The 22,106-nt window shown below is 68.4% G+C and carries 10 protein-coding genes; 4 read left to right on the forward strand and 6 right to left on the reverse strand.

Annotated features, from left to right (window positions below; translation table 11 throughout):
* Positions 1–156: 156 nt before the first annotated feature.
* Positions 157–4,761, reverse strand: a complete 4,605-nt coding sequence (gene gltB, locus BM113_RS02975; protein WP_089785190.1) for a glutamate synthase large subunit — start codon at positions 4,759–4,761, stop codon at positions 157–159.
* Positions 4,762–5,071: 310 nt separating this feature from the next.
* Entirely contained in the window at positions 5,072–6,553 is a 1,482-nt protein-coding gene (gene proS, locus BM113_RS02980; protein ID WP_089785192.1) for a proline--tRNA ligase, read from the reverse strand.
* Between the two features lie 149 nt (positions 6,554–6,702).
* On the opposite strand from proS, the gene BM113_RS02985 reads away from it, so the two are divergent.
* From BM113_RS02985 to BM113_RS03000, 4 genes are all read left to right on the forward strand, one after another.
* On the forward strand, positions 6,703–7,674 hold the full coding sequence (locus tag BM113_RS02985) for a quinone oxidoreductase family protein (RefSeq protein WP_089785194.1): 972 nt from the start codon (positions 6,703–6,705) through the stop codon (positions 7,672–7,674).
* 147 nt (positions 7,675–7,821) lie between these two features.
* The gene (locus tag BM113_RS02990) at positions 7,822–10,911 is read left to right on the forward strand and encodes a PAS domain S-box protein (RefSeq protein ID WP_089785196.1); all 3,090 of its coding nucleotides are present in this window, start codon (positions 7,822–7,824) and stop codon (positions 10,909–10,911) included.
* A gap of 97 nt (positions 10,912–11,008) precedes the next feature.
* Positions 11,009–12,502, forward strand: a complete 1,494-nt coding sequence (locus BM113_RS02995) for an ATPase domain-containing protein (protein ID WP_089785566.1) — start codon at positions 11,009–11,011, stop codon at positions 12,500–12,502.
* Positions 12,499–14,103 carry a PAS domain S-box protein gene (locus BM113_RS03000; protein ID WP_089785198.1) on the forward strand — a complete coding sequence of 535 codons (1,605 nt, stop codon included), beginning with the start codon at positions 12,499–12,501 and terminating at the stop codon, positions 14,101–14,103. The genes BM113_RS02995 and BM113_RS03000 overlap by 4 nt, the downstream gene beginning before the upstream one ends.
* Positions 14,104–14,208: 105 nt before the next feature.
* On the opposite strand, the gene BM113_RS03005 is transcribed toward BM113_RS03000, so the two are convergent.
* The 4 genes from BM113_RS03005 to BM113_RS03020 form a co-directional block, all read right to left on the reverse strand.
* On the reverse strand, positions 14,209–14,775 hold the full coding sequence (locus BM113_RS03005; RefSeq protein ID WP_089785201.1) for an 8-oxo-dGTP diphosphatase: 567 nt from the start codon (positions 14,773–14,775) through the stop codon (positions 14,209–14,211).
* 102 nt (positions 14,776–14,877) lie between these two features.
* Entirely contained in the window at positions 14,878–18,732 is a 3,855-nt protein-coding gene (locus BM113_RS03010; protein WP_089785202.1) for a UvrD-helicase domain-containing protein, read from the reverse strand.
* Positions 18,725–19,825: a PD-(D/E)XK nuclease family protein gene (locus tag BM113_RS03015; RefSeq protein ID WP_089785204.1), complete on the reverse strand. Its 1,101-nt coding sequence runs from the start codon at positions 19,823–19,825 to the stop codon at positions 18,725–18,727. Before BM113_RS03015 ends, BM113_RS03010 begins: the two co-directional genes overlap by 8 nt.
* Entirely contained in the window at positions 19,818–22,085 is a 2,268-nt protein-coding gene (locus tag BM113_RS03020) for a PD-(D/E)XK nuclease family protein (protein ID WP_089785206.1), read from the reverse strand. The genes BM113_RS03015 and BM113_RS03020 overlap by 8 nt, the downstream gene beginning before the upstream one ends.
* Between the last annotated feature and the right edge of the window lie 21 nt (positions 22,086–22,106).

The raw sequence follows: 22,106 nt of genomic DNA on the forward strand, positions 1-22,106 counted from the left end.
GACGTCAGGGGCTTCGAACCTCGATTCTCGACCGCAGATGGATTCCGGACGCGGAACGTCCCGCCGCCGCGTTCCCGGTTCCCGCTCACGTGACTGCTCGAGCGAAGCCCGTCGTCCTCCCTCTGTCCGGTTACGGGCGGTAGGCCCCGCTGGCCCCTAGTCGTCGCTTGCCGCGAACTCCGTCGCGTCCGCTTCGACGGCCTTCTCCGGCGACTCGGGCAGTTCCTTCCGAACGTCGTCCGACCCCTGTTCCGCGATCGCCTCGCGGTAGGCGTCGGGCATCACTTTCACGAACCGCTCGAGGGTGCGCTCCCAGTTCTCGAGCAGGCGTTCGCCCCGGTCCGAGCCCGTGTAGGCGACGTGGTTCTCGACGAGGCGGCGCAGCATCTGCTCGTCTTCGTCCTCCAGGTCGTCGTACAGCGAGACCATCCCGGTGTTGGCACGGTCGGCGAAGGAGCCGTCGGGATCGTAGACGTAGGCCACACCGCCGGACATGCCCGCGGCGAAGTTCTTGCCCGTGTCGCCGAGGACCGCGACGACCCCGCCGGTCATGTACTCACAGCCGTGGTCGCCGACGCCCTCGACGACGGCTTTCGCGCCGGAGTTGCGGACGGCGAAGCGTTCGCCGGCGACCCCGTTGACGTACAGTTGCCCGTCGGTCGCGCCGTAGAGCGCGACGTTCCCGATGGCGACGTTCTCGGTCGGTTCGTAGCCGGCGTCGTCGGGCGTCCGCACTGCGATCTTGCCGCCCGAAAGGCCCTTGCCGACGTGGTCGTTGGCGGTCCCATCGAGGTGCAGGGAGACGCCGTTCGCCAGGAACGCGCCGAAGCTCTGGCCGGCGGTCCCCTCGAGGTCGACCGTGAGCGTGTCCTCCGGGAGGCCGGGTTCGCCGTACCGGCTCGTGATGCGGTTCGAGAGCAAGGCGCCGACCGCGCGGTCGACGTTCTCGACGCGCGTCTCGAGCGCGACCGGTTCCCGGTTCTCCACTGCGTCGGCGGCGGCTTCGAGGAGGTCCCGATCGAGGTGGTCCTCGAGGCCGTGGTCCTGCTCGCGGACCTTCCGGCGGACGTCGCCGCCGGGGTCGGCGAGTACCGCCGAGAGGTCGACGGTGCGGGCCTTCGGGTGGTCGACGTCGTCGCGCTGCTCCAGGGCGTCGACGCGACCGATCATCTCGTCGACCGTCTCGAACCCTAACTCGGCCATGATCTCGCGCAGTTCCTGCGCGATGAACGTCATGTAGTTGATGACGTGTTCGGGTTCGCCGGGGAACCGCTTGCGGAGGTCCTCGCGCTGGGTCGCGACGCCGACGGGACAGGTGTTCTTGTGGCACTGGCGGGCCATCACGCATCCGCTGGTGACGAGCGAGGCGGTGCCGAAGACGTACTCCTCGGCACCGAGCAAGGCGGCGACCGCGACGTCGCGACCGGTCTTCAGCCCGCCGTCGGTCGAGACGCGGATGCGGTCGCGCAGTCCCGTCTCGCGCAGCATCTGGTTCGCCTCGGCGAGGCCGAGTTCCCACGGGAGGCCGGCGTTCTTGATCGAGGTGCGGGGCGACGCGCCCGTCCCGCCCGAGTGCCCCGAGATGTGGACCACGTCGGCGTTGGCCTTCGCGACGCCGGCCGCGACCGTGCCGATCCCCGCCTCGGAGACGAGCTTGACGTTGATGTCGGCGTCCTCGTTCGCGGCCTTCAGATCGAAGATCAGCTGTTTGAGATCCTCGATCGAGTAGATGTCGTGCAGCGGCGGCGGCGAGATCAGCCCGACGCCGGGCGTGGACTTGCGGACGTGGGCGATCATCTCGTTGACCTTCTCGCCGGGCAGGTGGCCGCCCTCGCCGGGTTTCGAGCCCTGGGCCATCTTGATCTGGAGTTCGTCGGCCGAGGAGAGGTACGTCGAGGTGACGCCGAACCGGCCCGAGGCGACCTGCTTGACGTTGCACTCTTTCTCCGTGCCGAACCGTTCGGGCGGCTCGCCGCCCTCGCCCGAATTGCTCTTGGCGCCGATCCGGTTCATCGCGATCGAGTTGTTCTCGTGGGCCTCCGGCGACAGGCTCCCGAGCGACATCGCCGCGGTGGAGAACCGCTCGACGATGTCTTTGACCGGTTCGACCTCCTCGACGGGGATCGACTCGCGGTCCGAGTCGAACTCGAGCAGGCCCCGCAGGGTCTGGAGCTCCTCGTTCTGGTCGTTGATCAGCGACGCGAACTCACGGTAGCGCTCGTAGTCGTTCGAGCGGACGGCCTGCTGGAGCGTGCCGACCGTCTCGGGGTTCCACTGGTGGTGGATGCCGTCGGAGCGGTGTTCGAACTCGCCGTGACGCTCGAGGTCCGAGTCCTCGCCTCCGAAGGCCGCGGTGTGGCGCTCTCGGAGGTCGGCCTCGATCTCGGCGAGACCGATTCCCTCGGTGCGGTTCTCGGTGCCCTCGAAGTACTCCGAGACGACCTCGGAGTCGAGGCCGACGGCCTCGAAGATCTGGGCCCCCTGGTAGCTCTCGACCGTCGAGATACCCATCTTGGCCATCGTCTTCAGGAGCCCGTCCTCGACCGCGCCGACGTAGGCGTCGATCGCGTCCGCGGCGTCGGCACCGTCCGGGCCGGCCGTGATGTCCTCGATCGTTCGGAAGGCGAGGTAGGGGTTGACCGCGCCCGCGCCGTAGCCGATCAGCGTCGCGAAGTGGTGGACCGTCCGGGGCTCGGCGGACTCGACGACGAGCCCGACGTGGTTGCGCAGGCCGTTGCGGACGAGCCGGTGATGGACCGCGCCGGTCGCCAGCAGGCTCGGGATCGCGACGCGGTCGGCGGAGACGTTCCGGTCCGAGAGGACCAGGACGTCGTGGCCGGCCTCGATCGCCTCGACGGCGTCCGCGCGGACGCGTTCGATCGCCGCCTCGAGGGCCGTGCCGGACTCCACGTCGTCGTCGCGCTCGTAGGTAATGTCGACCGTCGCGGCCGTGAGGCCGTTGGCCTCACAGTCCCGCACCGCCTCGAGGTCGGCGTCGGTCAGCACGGGCGAGTCGAGGACGAGTTGCCGGGCGTGTTCGGGGGACTCGTCGAGCAGGTTGCGCTGGAACCCCAGCCGCGATTCGAGGGAGGTCACCAGTTCCTCCCGGATGTAGTCCAGCGGCGGGTTCGTGACCTGGGCGAACAGCTGCTTGAAGTACGAAAACAGCGGCCGGTTGAACTCCGTCAGCACCGAAAGCGGCGTGTCGTCGCCCATCGAGCCGACGGGGTCCTTTCCTTTCTTGGTCATCGGCTCGATCAGGTTCTCGAGTTCGTCGTGCGTGTAGCCGAAGGCGGTCTGGTAGTCCCGCAGGGCGGGAACCTCCGTCCGAGGGCTGCTGTCTGCGGTTTCCCGGATGTCGTCGACGTGGATCTGCTCACGGTCGACCCACTCGCCGTATCGGTCGTCGGTCAGGTCCTCGAAGACCTCCTCGTCCGGGATGACCCGGCCTTCTTCGGGGTCCGCGAGGAAGAGCTGGCCGGGCTGGAGCCGCCCGCGCTCCTCGACGTCGGCGGGGTCGGTCTCGAGCGCGCCGCTCTCGCTCGCGACGATCAGACGGTCCTCGCTCGTCACCTCGTACCGGCAGGGCCGGAGCCCGTTGCGGTCGAGGACTGCCCCGACGCGCTCGCCGTCGGTCGCCGCCACCAGCGCGGGGCCGTCCCACGGTTCGACCAGCGAGGCGTGGAAGTCGTAGAAGTCCTTGCGGTCCTCGTCCATCGCGTCGTCGCCGCGCCAGGCCTCGGGGACGAGCATCCGCAGGGCGTGCTCGAGGTCGCGGCCGTCCTGCATCAGGAGCTCCAGGGCGTTGTCGACGCTCGCGGTGTCTGACTGGTCGGGGTCGTCGATGATCGGCTTGACGGCCTCGGTCGCTCGCGGACGATGTCCGCTCGCGGTGTCCGTGGAACGTGGTTCCACGCAGTCGTCGATCGTCTCGCTCGCGATGTCCGTCTCGCGGGCGCGCATCCAGTTGACGTTGCCCTGGATGGTGTTGAACTCGCCGTTGTGGATGATCCGCCGATGGGGATGGGCGAGGTGCCAGGCCCCGAGGGTGTTCGTCGAGAACCGTTCGTGGACCATGACGAACGTCGACTCGAGGCGGTCGTCGGTCAGATCCGGGTAGTAGGTCGGGAGCTGTTCGCCCTTGAGCAGCCCCTTGTAGACGAGCGTGTCGGCGTTGAGCGAGCAGACGTAGAACCGCTCCGCGCCGTCGATATCGCGGTCCTCGACCTCGTTCTCGAGGGCGCGTCGTGCGACGTAGAGCCGGCGGTCGAACTCCTCGCCGGTCAGCCGCTCGTCGGGCGCGACGGCCACCTGCCACACGTCGGGTTCGGATTCGACCGCGGTCGCGCCGAGGTCCGTGTTGTCGGTGGGGACCGAGCGCCACTCGAGGGTCTCGAGGCCGTAGGTCGCGAAGGTGTCCTCGGCGAGCGCCCGGATCGTCTCGCGGGCCGCCTCGGACTGGGGGAAGAAGATCGAGCCGACCGCGTAGGTGTCGGGGAGATCGGTCTCGAGAACGTCAGCGAAGAACGCGTCCGGCGTCTGGAGCATGATACCCGCGCCGTCGCCGGTGTCCGCTTCGGCGCCGGTGGTGCCGCGGTGTTCGAGATTGACGAGCAGTTCGAGACCGTCGGCGACGACGTCGCGACCGCCCTCACCCGCGAGGTCCATTACGACGCCGACGCCGCAGTTCGACCGGGATTCCTCGGGATCGGCGAGACCCCGGGAGCGGTCGGTGGATACCGCTCTGTGTGGCTGTGACATACCACTTCGTAGCGGCAATCGATATAAGAGGTTGACCCATAATGACTAAATGTATTCTAGACACATCCATATAGATATAAGGTGTGAATAGTCGCGGCGCGACAACTATCAGTTCGGCGCAGAAGGAAGGGAAATGTCAGAGGCACGTAGTGTTCACCCACCGGAGTGAACACCACATCGAATTTTCGACGGCCGTTACCAAGCAACCTTGGGTTAAACGATTAGGTTCCGTGCGGACGGCTCACGCATTCGCCGTCGCCAGCGGCACCGGTCGAGTTACGGGAGAGAAGGCGGGAAAAGGCGGTGACAATCAGTAAGACTTCGCGAAGTACGCGACCTCCTCGGCGGGGTCGCCACAGACGCCACACTCGTCGTGGTCGGGTTCGGGTACGTCACCCGCCGTCTCGCCGCCCTCGTCCTCGAGGGGCTGCATGACGATCTCCGCGGCGACCTTCTCCTTGATGGCCTCCTCGCAGGCCTCGTCGCCACACCACGGCGTCTTCACGTAGCCGCCGTGTTTGCCGATCGTCCCCATGATGTCCTCGGGGCTGTGGGCCTCCCGGACGTTCTCCTCTAAGTTCTCCTCGGCGGCCTCGTAGAGTTTGTCGTAGATCTCCTCGAGGTGGGCGTCGACCGTGTCGACGATCCCGGCGCGGTCGGCGACGGACTGTTCGTTGTCCGGGCGGTGGACCAGGGTGATCTCCTCGTCTTCGACCTCGTTGGGACCGATCTCCAGTCGGAGCGGGACGCCGTTGAGTTCGTGCTCGTTGAACTTGAAGCCGGGATTGCGCTCGTCGCGGTCGTCGAGTTCGACGCGGAAGCCGGCTTCCTCGAGGTCCTCGGCGATGTTTTCGGAGTACTCGAGGACGTCCTCCTTGGTGTCTTCCTGCCAGATCGGAACGATGACGACCTGCGTGGGCGCGATGGTCGGCGGGAGTACGAGCCCCTGGTCGTCGGAGTGGGTCATGATGAGCGCCCCGAGCGCGCGCCAGGACAGCCCCCACGAGGTGGTGTAGGCCGTCTTCTCTTCTTCGTCCTCGTCGACGAAGGTGATGTCGAACGCCTCGGCGAAGCTCTGGCCGAGGTGGTGGCTGGTGCCGCCCTGGACGGACTTGCCGTCGGGCATCAGGGCCTCCACCGTCGTCGTCGTGTCCGCGCCGGGGAACTTGTCGTGTTCGGGCTTCTTACCACGCAGCACCGGGATGGCGAGGACGTCCTCGTAGACGCGCTCGTACTGGCCGAGGCGGGTCCAGACCTCCTCCCAGGCGCTCTCGTCGGTGGCGTGGGCGGTGTGGCCTTCCTGCCACATGAACTCCTTCGTGCGGAAGAACGGCTTCGTCTCCGTGGCCTCCCACCGGACGACGGAACACCATTGGTTCAGCCGCAGGGGCAGGTCGCGGTGGCTGCGGGTCCAGTCGGCCATGAAGGGCGCAATGATCGATTCACTCGTGGGACGGACGGCCAGTCGTTCCTCGAGTTCCTCGTGGCCGCCCTGAGTCACCCACGCGACCTCGGGGTCGAACCCCTCGACGATGTCTTTCTCCCGCTCGAGGAACGACTCCGGGATGAACATCGGGAAGTAGACGTTGTCGACGCCGGTCTGCTTGAACCAGCCGTCCAGTGCGTCCTGGATACGCTCCCAGAGGGCGTAGCCGCGGGGCTTCGTGACGATGAACCCGCCCATCGGCGCGTAGTCCGCGAGTCCCGCCTTCTGGACCACTTCGGCGTACCACTCGCCGGGCTTGTGTGATTTCGACTCGGTGATACCGAGTTCCTGACTCTCGTCGCTCATTGGTTCGACAGTCAGTCACCGCAGTATTAAACCATGCGAAGGCTACCGCGGGGCGGAACCGGCGATTCCCGCCGACCGGGCCGAACAAACGGCGCGTCGGTCCCTTCCTGTTGTCACAGATTTATACCCCTCGCTACCAACGTAAACCCATGCGCTCAATCCAGGTAACGGAGTACGGCGGCAGCGAGCAACTCGAGGCCGTCGAGACGGACCGCCCGGAACCCGACGCGGGCGAGGTTCGCATCGAGGTCGAAGCCGCGGGGATCAACTTCGCCGATGTGATGCAACGTCGCGGCCACTACCCCGGCGGTCCCGAGACGCCCTACGTCCCCGGGATGGAAGCCGCGGGACGGATCGACGCCACCGGTGAGGGGGTCGGCCTGGAGGAAGGCGACCGCGTCGTCGCGATGCTGAACACCGGCGGCTACGCCGAGTACGCGACCGCCGACGCCCAGCGGCTCTTTCCCATCCCCGAGGGGATGAGCTTCGAGGAAGCCGCCGGCTTCCCCGTGCAGTTCCTGACCGCCCACGCCTGTCTGTTCGAGTGGGGCGGCTTAGAGGAGGGCGAGACAGTGCTGATCCAGGCCGCCGCGGGCGGGGTTGGCACGGCCGCCGTCCAGCTCGCCTCGAACGCCGGCGCCGAGGTGTTCGGCACCGCGAGCAGCCAGGAGAAACTCGATCTGGCCGCTGACCTGGGCTGTGATCACCCGATCAACTACACCGAGACGGACTTCCGCGAGGTCGTCGAGGCCGAGACCGACGGCGAAGGCGTCGACCTCGTCCTAGAGAGCGTCGGCGACGACGTCTTCGACCGGAGCCTCGACGCGATGGCCCACTTCGGGCGGATGGTCACCTACGGCGTCGCCAGCGGCGTCCCCGCCTCGGCCGAGAACCAGCGGTTGCTCTTCGAGAACAAGACCGTCAAGGGCTTCCACCTCGGTCAGGCGGCGTACCACGACCCGAACAGGGTCATGAAGGCCGTTCCGGACCTCACGCAGGGGCTGACCGAAGGTGACCTCCAGGTGATCCTCGGCGAGGAGTTCCCGCTCGAGGACGCCGCCGAGGCCCACCAGTACATCGAGGACCGCAAGAGTTCGGGCAAGGTCGTGCTGAAGCCCTAGACTGAAGCCCCAGACTGAACCCGTCGAGGAAAGGGTATTTATAGGACTTCGAAAATACAGGTCGGTTGATAAACGTCCTATCAGTTCCTGTTCGCCGAGAATTCCCGGTTGGGTTGATTGTCCCCAAAACGAGTTCGTTCGAGACGAATGCCGTCGCTTCGCGTACTGTACGTCGACGGGGAGTCGGCCCTCGAGCCGGTCGGCCGCTACCTCGAGTCCGAGACCGACGCGGCCGAGTTCGAGGTGCGGACCGAAGCGAGCGTCGACGACGCGCTCGCGACCCTCGAACGGGTCGACATCGACTGTATCGTCTGTGGGACGGCCCTCGAGGTCGACCCGTTGTCCGTTCTCCGGGCCGTTCGATCGGACGACCGGACGGTGCCGTTCGTACTGTTCGCCGACGAGGACGGGGCGTCGGCCGAGACGGTCAGCGACGCCTTCGCAGCCGGGGTGACCGACTACGTCCGGAAGGGAAACCAGGCGACCGAAGAATACGAGGTGCTCGCCCGCCGGATCGAGGCCGCATCCCGCGAGGAGAGTGAACTCTCGCTGGGTCCCGAGCGCGTCGAGGAGGCGATCGACCACGCCGCCGACGCCGTCTTCGTCACGAACACCGACGGCCGGATCGAGTACGCGAACGGAGCGTTCGAAGCGGTTACCGGCTTCTCCGCCTCGGAGGCGATCGGTCGGAACCCGCGGATCCTCAAGTCGGGCGAACAGGACGAGTCGTACTACGAGCAAATGTGGAGCGCGATCCTGGACGGCCAGGTCTGGGAGGAAGAGATCGTCAACGAACGAAAGTCCGGCGACCGGTACTTCGCCCACCAGACGATCGCTCCCATCGTCGGCGAGGACGGGACGGTGGAGAAGTTCGTCGCGATCCAGCGGGACGTGACCGACCGCCGACGCCTCGAGCAGGAGATCGAACGCTCCGCGAGCACGCTCTCGCGGCTCCACGACGTGGCGTTCGAACCGAACCGCCCGGTCGACGAGAAACTCGAGCGTCTCCTCGAGATCGGAACGGAGTCGCTCGCGTTCCCGATCGGCTACGTCACCCGGATCGAGAACGGCACCCAGCGGATCGTCGCGGCCATCGGCGATCACGAGCGGATCCAGGAGGGGGCCACGGACCCGCTCGAGCAAACCTACTGTCGGCACACCCTCGAGGCCGACGAACCGGTCGTGGTGACCGACGCCGCGAACGATCCAGAGTGGGAGATCGATCCGGCCTTCGAGCGGTTCGGGCTGCGCTGTTACGTCGGCGCGAAGATCGTCGTCGAGGGCGACGTCTACGGGACCGTCTGTTTCGCGAGCGAGGAGCCACGGACGCCCCACGTCGGGCAGGTCCAGCAATCGACCGTAAAGGCCCTCGCACAGTGGGTCGGCCACGAACTCGAGCGCCGGCGCTACGAGTGCGACCTCGAGCGCTACGAGGAGATCATCGAGAACGTTCCCGTCGGCGTCTTCCGGTCGACGCCCGGCGAGGAGGGGGCCTTCCTCGAGGTCAACGACGCGATGGTCGAGATGTTCGACGCTCCGTCGAAGGCGGCGCTGCTCGAGCGACCCCCCGCCGAGTGCTACCGGAACCCCGGCCGACGGGCGGAGTTCAGCGAGGCCCTCACCGAGTACGGAGAGCTCCGCAACGAGGTGATCGAACTGGAGACGTTCGAGGGCGACCCCTTCTACGGCTCCCTCTCCGCGATCGAGCGACGCGACGGCGAGGACGTCTACTTCGACGGCATCCTCCAGGACGTCACCGAGCGCGAGCGGACGAAGGCGGAACTCGCACGCAGCAGGGAACGGCTCCAGGTCCTGTTCGACCAGTCGCCAGACGCGATCATCGTCCACGATTCGGACGGCTGTATCCTCGACGTCAACGAGAAACAGATCGAACAGACGGGGTACGACCGCGACGAGTTGCTCTCGATGAACGTCGGAGACGTCGAGACGGGGCTTTCGCTGCCGGAACTTCGGGGGATCTGGGAGGACCTCGAGCCCGGATCGGTTCTAGAAGTCGAAGGCGAACACCGGCGGCGCGACGGCTCGACGTACCCCGTCGAGATCTGGGTGAGCTGTATCGAACTGGACGACGAGCGGCGGTTTCTCGCGCTCAGTCGCGAGATCACCGAACGAAAGGAACGCGAGCGGGATCTCGAGCTTGCACACACCCAGCTCAGGCAGGTCATCGATCTCGTGCCCGACCTGATCTTCGCCAAGAACCGGGACGGCGAGTACATCCTGGCAAACGAGACCGTCGCCGACGTCTACGGGCGCTCGCTCGAGGAGATCGAGGGGAAAACGGACGCGGAACTGCTCGAGTCGGCGGCACAGGTGGAAGCCTTCCGGGCGGACGACCGCGAGGTCATCGAGTCGATGGAGCCCAAACACATCCCGGAGGAGGAGCTGACGGCCGCGGACGGCCGGACGCTGTTCATCGAGACGACGAAGATCCCGTTCGAGGTCGCCGGTACGGGCGAGCCGGCAGTCCTGGGCTACGCCCGGGACGTCACCGAACTCAAGGAGCAACGCGACAGGCTCGACCTGCTCAATCAGGTCGTTCGTCACGACGTCCGCAACGACATGCAGGTCGTCAAGGGGCGGGCGCAGTTACTCGCCGACCGACTCTCGGGTGCCGAAGCGGACACGGCCGCGGACGCGGACGCGCATCTGGATCTGTCCGCCGCCGAGGAACACCTCTCGGAGGTCCTCGAGTCGGCCGAGGAGGCCATCGAGTTGACCAAGACCGCACGCGATCTGACCGAGACGATGCTCGAGCGGGACGACGAACGACGGCCCGTGGCGTTGCCGCAGGTCCTGACCTCGCGGATCGACGCGATCCGCGCCCGCTACTCCGACGCACGGATCTCCCTCGAGGGGTCGGTGCCCGAGGCGTCGGTGGTCGCCGACGACATGCTGACGTCGGTCGTCGACAACCTGCTCGTCAACGCGATCGTTCACAACGACGCCGCCGAGCCGCGGGTGACGGTGTCGGCGGACGTCGAAGGCGACCGTGTCGTCCTCCGTGTCGCCGACAACGGGCCGGGCATTCCCGACAACCGGAAGGCGGACGTGTTCGGGAAGGGGGAGACCGACATCGACAGCCCGGGGACGGGGCTGGGGCTGTACCTCGTCAGGACGCTCGTCGAGCAGTACGGCGGCGACGTCTGGGTCGAGGACAACGATCCCGAGGGGAGCGTCTTCACCGTTTCGCTCCGTCGCGCGGGTGACCGGGAATGAGCGGGCGACCACCGGGGTCGACGCGAGGAGAATCGCCGACGAACCGAACTCGAAGAGGGCGCCGCGACGCGCGGCACCGATCGACTGGTTGGAATCCATGACAGACAGCACCGAGAACGCGAGCAGGGAACCCGAACGGATACGCAGCGGTATCGACGGACTGGACGACGTCCTGCGGGGCGGACTGGTGACTGGACGGCTCTACCTCGTCTGTGGCCGCCCGGGGACCGGGAAGACGCTCCTGGGGATGCACTTCCTCGAGGCCGGACTCGAGCGCGGCGAGACGGTACTTTTCGTCCACGGCGAGGAGTCCCGCGAGGAGATACTCACGAACGGTTCGCGGCTCGGGATCGACATCTCCGACGCCGCGTTTCTCGACCTCGGGCCCGAGTCGGAGTTTTTCACGGAGGATCGGTCGTACGACCTCGTCGATCCGGCCGAGGTCGACCACGACCGGTACACCCAGGACATCCACGAGGCGATCAGGGAGATCGATCCGGCGCGGGTCGTCATCGATCCCATCACCCAACTGCGATACATCGAACCCAACGAACACCAGTTCCGCAAGCGGATCCTCTCGCTCATGCGGTTTCTCAAGGAACGGGACACGACCGTCGTCACGACGGCTACGGTCTCCGGCGACGGCGAGTACGACGTCGAGGTCCAGTCGTTGAGCGACAGCGTCATCGAACTCGAGCGTGGCGACGGCGGTCGACGGCTCCGGGTGACCAAACACCGCGGCTACGGGCAGAAGCGCGGCAGCCACGGGATGGAGATCAGGGACGGCGGAATCGACGTGTTCCCGGCGCTGGTTCCCGAGCGCCACGATCGGTCGTTCGATCCCCACCCGCTCGGCTCGGGGAACGGGGCGCTCGACGAACTCGTCGGCGGCGGCCTCGAGTCCGGTACCGTCACGTTCGTCAGCGGCCCGACGGGGGCCGGGAAGACGACCACGGCGGCGCAGTTCCTCGCACAGGCCGCGGCGGAGGGAACGAACGCCGTCCTCTATCTCTTCGAGGAAGGGGTCGACACGTTCACGCACCGGTCGGAGTCGGTGGGGCTGCCGATCACGGACCTGCGCGAGGAGGGGTCGCTCGCGGTCGAACCGATCGAACCGCTCTCGCTGTCCGCCGAGGAGTTCGCCCACATGGTCCGAGAGCGGGTCGAACGGGGGGACGCCGAGGTGGTGATGATCGACGGCATCGACGGCTACACGATGTCGCTGCAGGGCCGGACGGAGGGACTCGTACGGAAGCTACACGCGCTGACCCGCTACCTGAAAAACCGGGGCGTTACCGTGCTGGTCACGGACGAGATCCAGCAACTCGCCGGCGTGACGAACGCGACGAGCGCCAATCTCAGCTACATCGCCGACAACATCGTCTTCATCAGCTACCTCGAGGCCGACGGCGGGCTGGAGAAAGTGATCGGCGTGTTGAAGAAACGAGCGGGACCGTTCGACCGGACGCTGCGCACGTTCGAGATCACTGCGGATGGGGTCCGGATCGGCGGACCGGTGACGAGCCACACCGGCGTTCTGCAGGGACGACCGCGAGAACGACAGACCGACGGCGGCGTAGGTGACCGATGAGCGGCGACGCGGACCGGCCCAGCGGGACTCCGGCGAGCGGAGACGACGGCGAGGGCAAGGGCAAGCGCGAGGGCGACGGTGACGGCGAGGGGGAAAGCGAGAACGGTACGACCGACGGATACCGACGAGTCCCGTCGACCGGCCTCGAGGACGGGTCCGAGGACACGATCCAGTTGCTCGTCGCCAACGACGGCGACCGGAGCGCCCTCCGGGAGTTGCTCGCCGACCGGTACCGGGTCGTCACCGACCGCCTCGAGGACGCGGACCTGTACCTCGTCGAGGATCGGGCGTTCCCGGAGTACCGCGAGGCGCTTCGCGAGCGGACCGAAACGGCCGACCCCACGTTCGTCCCCGTCGTCGTCGTCCGCGGACCCGACTCGAGCCGTCGCTCGTGGCCCGCGCTCGAGCAGCGGTCCGACCCGCCGGTCGTCGACGACGTCGTGGACGCGCCGATCGATCCGCCGCTTCTGTATCGACGCCTCGAGAGCCTGCTCGTCCGGCGTCGCCAGTCGATCGCGCTGGCGGACCAGGTCGCGACGCTCGAGGAGCGCGAACGCGAGCTTCGAGGGTTCAAGCGGGTCGTCGAACAGACCGGCCACTCGATCACGATCACCGACACCGACGGGGAGATCCGGTACGTCAACCCCAGTTTCGAGGAGGTAACGGGATACACGGCGTCGGAGGCGATCGGACGCAACCCTCGCATTCTCCAGTCCGGAGAGCACGACGAGGCGTTCTACGAGGACCTCTGGGGGACGATCAGTTCGGGTGAGGTGTGGAAAGGCGAGGTCGTCAACGAGCGGAAAGACGGGACGCGGTACGTGGTCGAGCAGACGATCGCGCCGATCACCGCGAACGGCGACATCGAGGGCTACATCTCGGTCAACTCCGATATCAGCGACCGGATCCAGCGCGAGCGCGAACTCCGGCAACGAGAGCGCGAACTCGAGGTGCTTCGGCAGATCCTCACGCGCGTCCTCCGGCACAACATCCGGAACGCGCTCACCGTCGTCTCGGGGTACGCCGAGCGGATCGCGACCGACCTCGAGGAGCCCTACGCCGGGATGGGGGAGGCCATCCTCGAGACGACCGACAAGATCGAACGGACCAGCGAGAACGCCCGGGCGATCAGCGCGATCCTCGAGGAGAGCGGCGGCGTGACCGAGCACGATCTGGCGACCGTCGTCGAGAACGCCGTCGCGACGGTCCGGGAGCGGTATCCGGCCGTCACCATCGACGTGGACGTCCCGTCGGAGTATCGGGTCCTCGCCGGGGCGCACCTGCAACACGCGGTCGACAACCTCGTCGAGAACGCGGCCCAGCACAACGACGCCGACGAGCCGCGGATCGACATCGTCGCGGAGACGGCCGAGGACGTCCGGCTCGTCGTCGAGGACAACGGTCCCGGAATCCCGGAGCACGAACTCGAGCCACTCGACAGCGCGGAGGAGACGCCCCTCGAACACGCAAGCAGCACCGGCCTGTGGTTGATCAACTGGGTGGTCGAACTCTCGGACGGGTGCCTCGAGTTCGACGTCAGCGAGGACGGCACCCGCGTCGAGATCGAACTGCCGGCGGCGGGAACGGTCGATCCGGCGTGACGTCGTTCGGTCTCCGTCATCGTTCGTAACGGCTCGTAACGGCTCGTAACGGCTCGTACCAGCGCAGCGGCCCGTACCAGCGTAGCGCCGAGCGTTCGACGGTCGTCAGGAACGGCGTTCCGCCTCGTCGGCCCCGACGTCCTCGAAGGACACGTCCCACTCGAGGTCGTGACGGACGAACTCGGCCTCGTCCAGCGGCTCGCCGCCCCGGAACGCGAACTCGCCGGCGATCGTCCGTCCCTCGAGGACGCCGGGCAGCCAGAGCCGGTCGTCCTCCCACATCCGATCGTAGGGGACGTCCTCGATATCGACCCACTCCGGGCGGGCCTCGTCCGAGGCGGTCGGTTCGCCCTGGAACGCGGTCGTCCGGAAGACGTGACAGAACGTGTGGACCTCGCCGTCCAGCAGGAAGGTCAACTCGCCGGCCTTCTCGAGGTTGGCGGGGTCGATCTCCAGGCCGACCTCCTCGCGCGTTTCGCGGACGGCACACTCGCGGGGCGTCTCGTCGCCCTCGAGTTTGCCGCCGGGGCCGTTGTACCAGCCCTCGCCGAGCCCGCGGCGTTTCTCGATCAGGAGGACGTCGTCGGCGTCGGTCACGCCTGTCGCGTCGGTCGCGCTCGAGTCGTCGACGGTCCGCGCCCGCAGCGGGAAACACAGCGTCGCCTCGATCATATCGGATCGTTCGGTCGAACCGACATAAGCGCACGTATCCGCGGCGTCGGCCGATTATCACTCTGAACGGGGGGTGTCATCCGTCGGGCCGGCGACGCGGGGCTACGGGGCGTCGTCCCCCTCGAGGTACTCGTCGGGCGCGCAGCCGAGCGACCGGTGGGGACAGCGCCGGCAGTGCGGTCCGGGTGACGTCTCCCGGTAGGCGGGGTCGTCGACCGACTCGAGGGTCGCCAGGACCGCAGACCACGACGGCAGGGCCTCGTCGTCGGGATCGAAGAGGTCCACGCGCGGGGCGGCTCCGGGACCCTCCTCGCCGACGTAGACGTACCCGACGGCCGCGAGCGGCTCGTCGAACCGGTCCTCGCAGGCGCGGGCGTAGAGCACGAGCTGGACCGCCTCCTCCGGCGGGATCCGCTCGGCGGTCGTCTTGTAGTCGAGCACGGCGAGTTCCCCGTCTGGCGTCCGCCGAACGGAGTCGACGTAGCCGACCACGTCGCCGGCGACGCCGTCGACCTCCTCGAGCGAGAACGGGAGTTCGGCCGCCAGCGGCTCCCAGTCGGCGACGGGCCGGTTGTACTCGTCCGCGGCGGCCGCGAAGAAGCGGTCGACGCAGGAAAGTACTTCTTCGCGGTACTCCTCGAGGCCGCGGGCGGTGAGCTGTCGACGGGCGGCCGTCTCCCACTCCGCTTTCGTCCCGTAGTCGCGGTGGAACGCCTCCTCGGCGACGTCGTGGAAGACGGTGCCGACGATTCGGGAGTTTCCATCGTCGGCGCCATCGCCGTCTCCGTCTCCGTCTCCGTCCCCGCCCCCGTCGCCGTCGCCGTCCCCGTTTCCGTCGTTGCCCTCTCCACTCGAGACCGTTCGGTCACCCACCGCAGGATCGTCGACCGCCCGGACCACGTGGTCCAGGTAGTGTTTCCGCGCACAGGTCTCGTGCGTCCGCATCGCCGTGTAGCTGTGGGTGATCGCGACCGGAAGCTCGGTCGCGTTCGCGAGCGTCTCGACCGGGAACCGGACGGCGTCGGTCGTCAGCGTCGACAGACTCCGCTCCGCGGGGACCCGGAGGGGGTCGTCCTCGAGGTCCCCGTAACTGGCCGCGTCGGCCGCGGGCAGGAGCGTCCCCGTCCGCAGCAGTCGGCCCAGGTAGTGGACCCGTTCGATCGCTTCTCGGGTCCGCAGGGGCTCGACGTGGCGGTCCTCGTAGTCGGCGTAGTAGGTGATCGATCCGGGCGTGACGCCGCTCGAGCGGGAAAGCGCGTCGGTCCGGTCGGCGACGCTCTCGGGGTAGGTCTCGCGGACCCGCTCGAAGCTCTCGGTCAGCGACGACCAGAGGTCCATCCGCCGGCCGGCCGTCGACCACTGGACGGCATCGGGGAGACAGGCGTCGGCGGTCGAGACGCCGAGTTCGCCGGCCTCGTCGTCGCCCTCGTAGTCGTACTCGGAGCCGAACACGAAGAGGTGGTTCGCCGCCCGCGTGAGCGCGACGTGGAGCACTCGCCACTCCTCGCCGACGCTCTCGGCGGCGACGTCGGCGAGCAGCGGGGAGTCGTCGTCCTCGAGCGCCGCGGCCAGCAGGCGCTCGCGGGCGCGCTCGGCGTAGTCCGACTCGACGCACCACTCCTCGTCCGAGAGGTAGGGGACGAGCACGGTGTCGAACTCCAGGCCCTTCGCCTGGTGGACCGTCATCACGTCCACACAGTCGTTCGAGCGCGTGCCCCGGGTTCGGTCGCTCCCGCCCCCCTCGAGGGTCGCCTCGAGCGCGTCGAGGAACTCGGGCGAGAGCGTCCGCAGCACGGTGTCGGCGTCGTAGGCCTCGACGAACCGCTCGATCCGGTCGAACTCGGCGCGCTCGTCGCCGGTCAGGTACCACTCGAGGTTCGTGACCTCCCGGAACCGCCGCAGGAAGCCCGACAGGGGGTAGACGCGACGATATCGGTCGAGCGTCGTGAGGTGGTCGCGGGCCCGCTCGAGGCGGTCGGGATGGGCCAGTCGGTCGCGCTCGATGCGGTCGTTTTCGTCCCCGTCGTCCTCGCCGTCGCCGACCGCGAAGACCGCATCCCGGAGCGACCGGTCCTCCCCGCGGGCGTACCGCTGCAACGTTTTCAGGTCGCCCTCCGGGACCCGGTACCGGTAGAGCAACGCCCGTCGAAGGTAGGCGTCGGCGTCCGGATCTACGAGCGCCCTGAGGTACGACAGGACCGTCCGAATCCCGGGCGACACCTCGCCGCCCGGCGACCCGGACACCTCGTAGGGGATCCGTCTGTCCTCGAGCGCGTCGGCGACGGCCTGGGCGTGGCGGTTCGTCCGGACGACGACCGCCAGGTGCTCGAGCCGTCGCCGGGGGACGTTCTCCGCCTCGCCGTTGAGCAGCCGCGAGACGGTCGTCGCGACCTGTTCGGCCGTCGGGCGTTCGATCTCGTCGCTCTCGACCTTGACGACGTGGTCGAAGGGGGGGTCGAGGGGAGAGTTCCCGTCCTCCTCGTCGGCGTACTCGTACTCCTCGTAGTCCGCGTACTCACCCCTGGTCCGTCCGTCCTCGCGTAGCCTCTTCGAGGACTGGTGGCCGTACTCACAGCGGTTCGCGAGGTCGAGGATCTCCTGGCGCGAGCGGAAGTTGAGCCCGAGTTCGACCGCCTCGTGGTCGTCGTAGACCTCCTCGAGGCGGTCGAGCCCCTTCCGGTCGGTGCCGCGCCAGCCGTAGATCGCCTGGTCCTTGTCGCCGATGGCGAACAGCGACGGGCGGTCCGGGCCGCGGGTCAGTTCGGTGAGCAGGGAAAACTGGGTGTCGTCGGTGTCCTGGAACTCGTCGCAGTAGACCTGGGCCCAGCGGCCGGCGATCCCGTCGGCGACGGCCTCGTCCGCGAGCAGGTCGGTCGCCGTCCGGACGAGTTCGTCGAAGTCGAGCGCCCCCCGCTCGGCGAGCGCCTCGTGGTAGTCCGCGTAGACGTCGGCGTAGTGGCGCGCGAGCCGCAGGAACTCGACGTAGTGTTTCAGCCGCCCGAACGGGCTCTGCTCGAGTCGCTCCGTGGCCTCCCGTCGGACGGCGTTGCAGAACAGCGCCCGCGGGAGCTGTTTCGTCTCGGGCTCCTCGAGCGAGAGCGCCTCGATCGTCCGGGTCACGCAGTCCTGGAGGACCTCGAGATAGCGGTCGACGTCGCGGACGACCGCCTCCTCGGTGAACGCCGGCGACTCCTCGATCTTCTCGCGGCAGTACTGTATCAGTTTCCCGTAGTCGACCAGCGACTCCGTCGCCTCCTCGAGGTGGTCGGGTTCGTTGAAGTACCGGAGCGCCTCGGCGTCGAACGAGAGGTCCGCGTTCGCCCGGCGCTCGAGCCAGAGGACGAACTCGGTGCACAACTCGAGGGTGCGGACGTCGGGCAGTCGCTCGCGGAGTTCGTCGGGGTCGACGTCCTCCTGGCTCATCTCCTGGATGAACCCGTCGACCTCGCGGGTGAGTTCGGCCGGCGAGCCGTCGCCGGTGGCGGCCGCGAAGCCGTAGTCGTTCTCCGCGAGCAGGCGGCCGACGATCCGCCGCCGCTTGCGGTCGGTGACGACGTCGAACTCCGGATCGTAGCCGAGGTAGTAGGCGTACTCCCGGACCAGCCGGTGACAGAACGAGTGGTAGGTGTAGACGTCGATCGCCGCCGCGGCGTCGGGGTCGAGTCGCTCGGTCACCGCGTCCCGGATGTTGCCCGCGGCCTCGTTCGCGAAGGTCAACACGAGCACGTCGTCGGGGTCGACCTCGCCGCCCTCGATGGCGCGCTCGATCCGCATGAGCATCGTGGTCGTCTTCCCGGTGCCGGCCCCCGCGTCGACGGAGGTGCAGGCGGCCGTGCTCTCGATGACCGCCGTCTGGTTGCCCCGGGGCTCGAGGTCGCCGTCGCCCACGAGCAGGTCGGCGACGTCGTCGGTCGTCTCCGGGCTCGAGCGGTCGGTCCCGTCCGTTCGCTCAGGCATCGAACCCCACCTCCGTCTCGAGGTAGTCGCCACAGCAGACCCGGTACGCACAGTCCGGACACTCCTCGTCGCGGACGTCGTCCCACCGCTCGCCCGGGTCGAACGCGCCCGCCCGGATGCGGTCGACGATCGACTCGAGCCGTCCGTCGACGGTCTCGTTGCGGTGTTCGTGGGTCATCCCGAACGTGTGGTGGTCGACGTAGACGTCGGTGAGGTCGACGACCTCGATGTCAGTCTCGACGGTCTCTCTCACCCAGTTGATCGACGCGTTCGACCGGTCGGCAAGCGGAATCTGGACGTACCGGCAGGTCCGCTCGGTCAGCCCGAGCCGGTCCCGATAGTTCCGGAGGCCGTCGAGGACCACGGCCGTCTCGAGCAGGGCGGCGGCCGGCCCGGGATCGAACGCGTCGGCTTCGGGGTCGAAGTGGTCGACGAACCGGTCCTCGACGCGCTCCCAGTCCGAGCGGTACCGCAGGTAGCCGAGCGGCCACAGCGTCGGGACGAACCGCACGGCGACCAGCGACGAGCCGTCGGCGTAGAGGTAGTCGACGGGGGCCTCGAGGGTGACGGGATCGAGATCGCTGTCGACTTCGCTTTCACTCGCCCGTGATCCGCCATCCGCAGCCCCGCTCGCAGGGGCCACCGTCGTCGAGAGTTCGAGGTCGGGACCGACGAGCGGCCGGTCCGCTTCCCGTTCGTCCTCGAGCCGACCGATGCCGGCCGCGTGCTCGGCGCCGACGCGGTCGACGTACGCCTCGAGCGTCGCCTCGAGGACGCGGCGCTCGTGACGTCGCTGGGCCCGTGAGTGGAAGTGTTCGTCGTGGTCGTCCCACAGCGTCGCCAGCCGTCGCGTGGCGCGTTCGGCGAGCGTTTCGGGGTCCGGATCGTCGCCGGCCGCATCGACGAGCGCGTCACAGAGCGCCCGCCGCAGGAGCGCGACGCGTTCGACCGTGGCCTCGTCCTCTCCGTCGGTCTCTCCGCCCTCGAGGCCGTCGACGTGGGCGAACTCGTACCGTCGCGGACACTGGAGGTAGGTCCGAAGACCCTCGACGGAGATCGAGTCGGGGGGCGTTTCGGCGTCCCGGTCAGTCACGCCGCACCACCTCCCCCGCCGCGAACTCGAACTGCGAGCGGACCGCCTCGGCGAGTTCGTCGTCGACGTCACCCTCATCGAGGACGAGCGCGATCTCCTCGAACAGCTCCTCGGTCGCCGCGAGGTCCGCCTCGCCGCCGGTGCTGGCCTCCCGGAGCACCCGCTCGAGTTCCCCGCGGGGCTGGTCGAGCAGGGCCTCGACGGCGTTGCTCTCGCCGTAGATGGCCGCGTTCGATTCGGTGGCGACGTCCTCGAGCGCCAGCCCGGGGGTCGACTCGATCAGTTTCAGGTACCTGGATTCGTCGTAGCTGCGGCGCAGACCGCCGGAGCCCCGCTCGTAGGAACAACAGTAGAGACGACGCGTCGCGGCCCGGGCGCCGAGCGCGAGCCGTCTTCGGGCCCGCTGGGCGTGGTAGGCGTCGAAGGGGTCGCCGACCGCGTCCGGTCCGTCGACCGGCGCGAACGTCTCCGCGACGGTCCCGGCGGACGGGCCGGTGACGGCCGGGTACGCCGACGACTCGCGGAGCCAGGTCGAGGGAAACAGTTGCGTGAGGAACTGCTCGCCGGGGTAGGTGTCGTCGACGAGGTCGAGCAGGAAGACGACCGCCCGCGGCTCGTACTTGAGGTCCTCGACGGCACAGACCGTGACGCCGCCGGTCGGCGGCTGCGTTTCGACCGAATGGACGTACGGCGCGTCGTACTGGATCGTCCGCCGGAGCATCCGGCGCAGCCCGTCCCAGTCCGGCGCGACGAGGTCCGTCTCCTCGACGAAGTCGGCGATCTCGAGGACGCGGCGAATCCCCTCGTACTGCTCGCGGGCGTCGACCCACTCCTCGTCGCCCGCGATCCGACCCTTGAGGTCCGTCCGGCGGATCCACCGCCGGAGCGAGCGGGCGACGCTCGCGTCCCCACAGGCCTCGAGCAGGTCCGGCGAGAACCCCTCGACCCGCGCTCGCAGGCGCTCGAGGGCGGCCTCGCGGTCGTACTCGGTACGGGAACGGGGGCCGTCGTCGGCCTCGCTCGCGCCCTCGGACGCGAGGTCGGCGTCCCGCGCCCGCTCGCACTGGAGCGTAACGAACGCGTAGAGTTCGTTGACCGCCGGATCCTCCGCGAGGGAGGGCGTGCCGATCGTCGCGGTCGGGATTCCGGCCTCCCGAAGGCGTCGCCTGGTCTCCGGCACGCGCTCGATCGACGGGACGGCGACGGCGAAGGCGTCGTAGCTCCAGTCGTGGCGGTCCTCGAGCGCCCCGATCTCCGTGGCGACGGCCCGGACCTGTTCGCGGGGCGTGCGGGCCCGAATCCGCCGGGCGCGACCGATCGGCTCGTCTCCGGCCTCGAGGTCCGGCGGCTCGCCGGTCGCGAGAAAGCGGACGAGTTCGGCGTGGGGCGGTCGGTCGGCGGCACCGTCGGGGTGGGAGTCGATCCGCTCGAGGGCGAGCCCCGGTTCGTCGTCGACAACGTCCGCGACTCGGCCCGGTTCGACGCGGGTCCGCTCGACGCTGGCGTGGCCTTCCCCGAGACAGACCAGGTCGGCGTCGGCCGTCAGCGCGCCGAGGTAGCGCCGGTCGAGGCGGCGGAACTCCTCGAACTCGACGGCGAGCACGGCGTCGAACGAGTCGGTCACGCGAGAGCGGAGGCCGTCGGCGTCGTCCTCGAGCAGCGAGAGCGCCCGCGGGATCACGTCCGCCCGTTCGACGTAGCCGCGGTCCTCGAGTTCGTCGTGGAACCGGTCGTTCATCGCGTAGAGGAAGGCGAGGCAGTCGTCGGTCCGGCTGCGTGGAGCCTCTCCGTCCGCACTCTCCGCTTCCGGAACGTCCTCGAGTCCGACCCGCTGCCGGGTTGCCGCGAGCAGCAACTGCCCGACGTCGCGGGCGAAACTCTCCCGCCGGGCGGCCCGCCGGAGGTAGTCGGGCACGTCCCTGCTCGCGCCCTCGATCACGAGCGAGACGAGTTCGATACGCTCCTCGTACTCGAGTCGGTCGAGGGTCGGGTCGTACTCCTCTAGGACCTTCGAGGCGTGTTCCGGCACCGACTCGACGCGGGGCGAACTGGGCCCGCCGTCGTCGGAGTGAACCGCGGCGAGGCGGCGGCGAACCGACTCCTGCCCCGAGGGGTGGCGTTTCAGGACCAGGACGTTTCGGGGGCCGTGCTCCTCGGCGAGGGCCGCGTACTCGCGGGCGACGGCCTCGAGGGGGTCGCTCCCGGTGGCGGGGACCGGCCGGAGCCTGCAGACGCCCTCGAGGGGAAACTCGGTCGGCATCGATACGTCACCCTGTAGGGT

The organism is Natronobacterium haloterrestre, assembly GCF_900112205.1.
In the GTDB taxonomy this organism is placed as follows: domain Archaea; phylum Halobacteriota; class Halobacteria; order Halobacteriales; family Natrialbaceae; genus Natronobacterium; species Natronobacterium haloterrestre.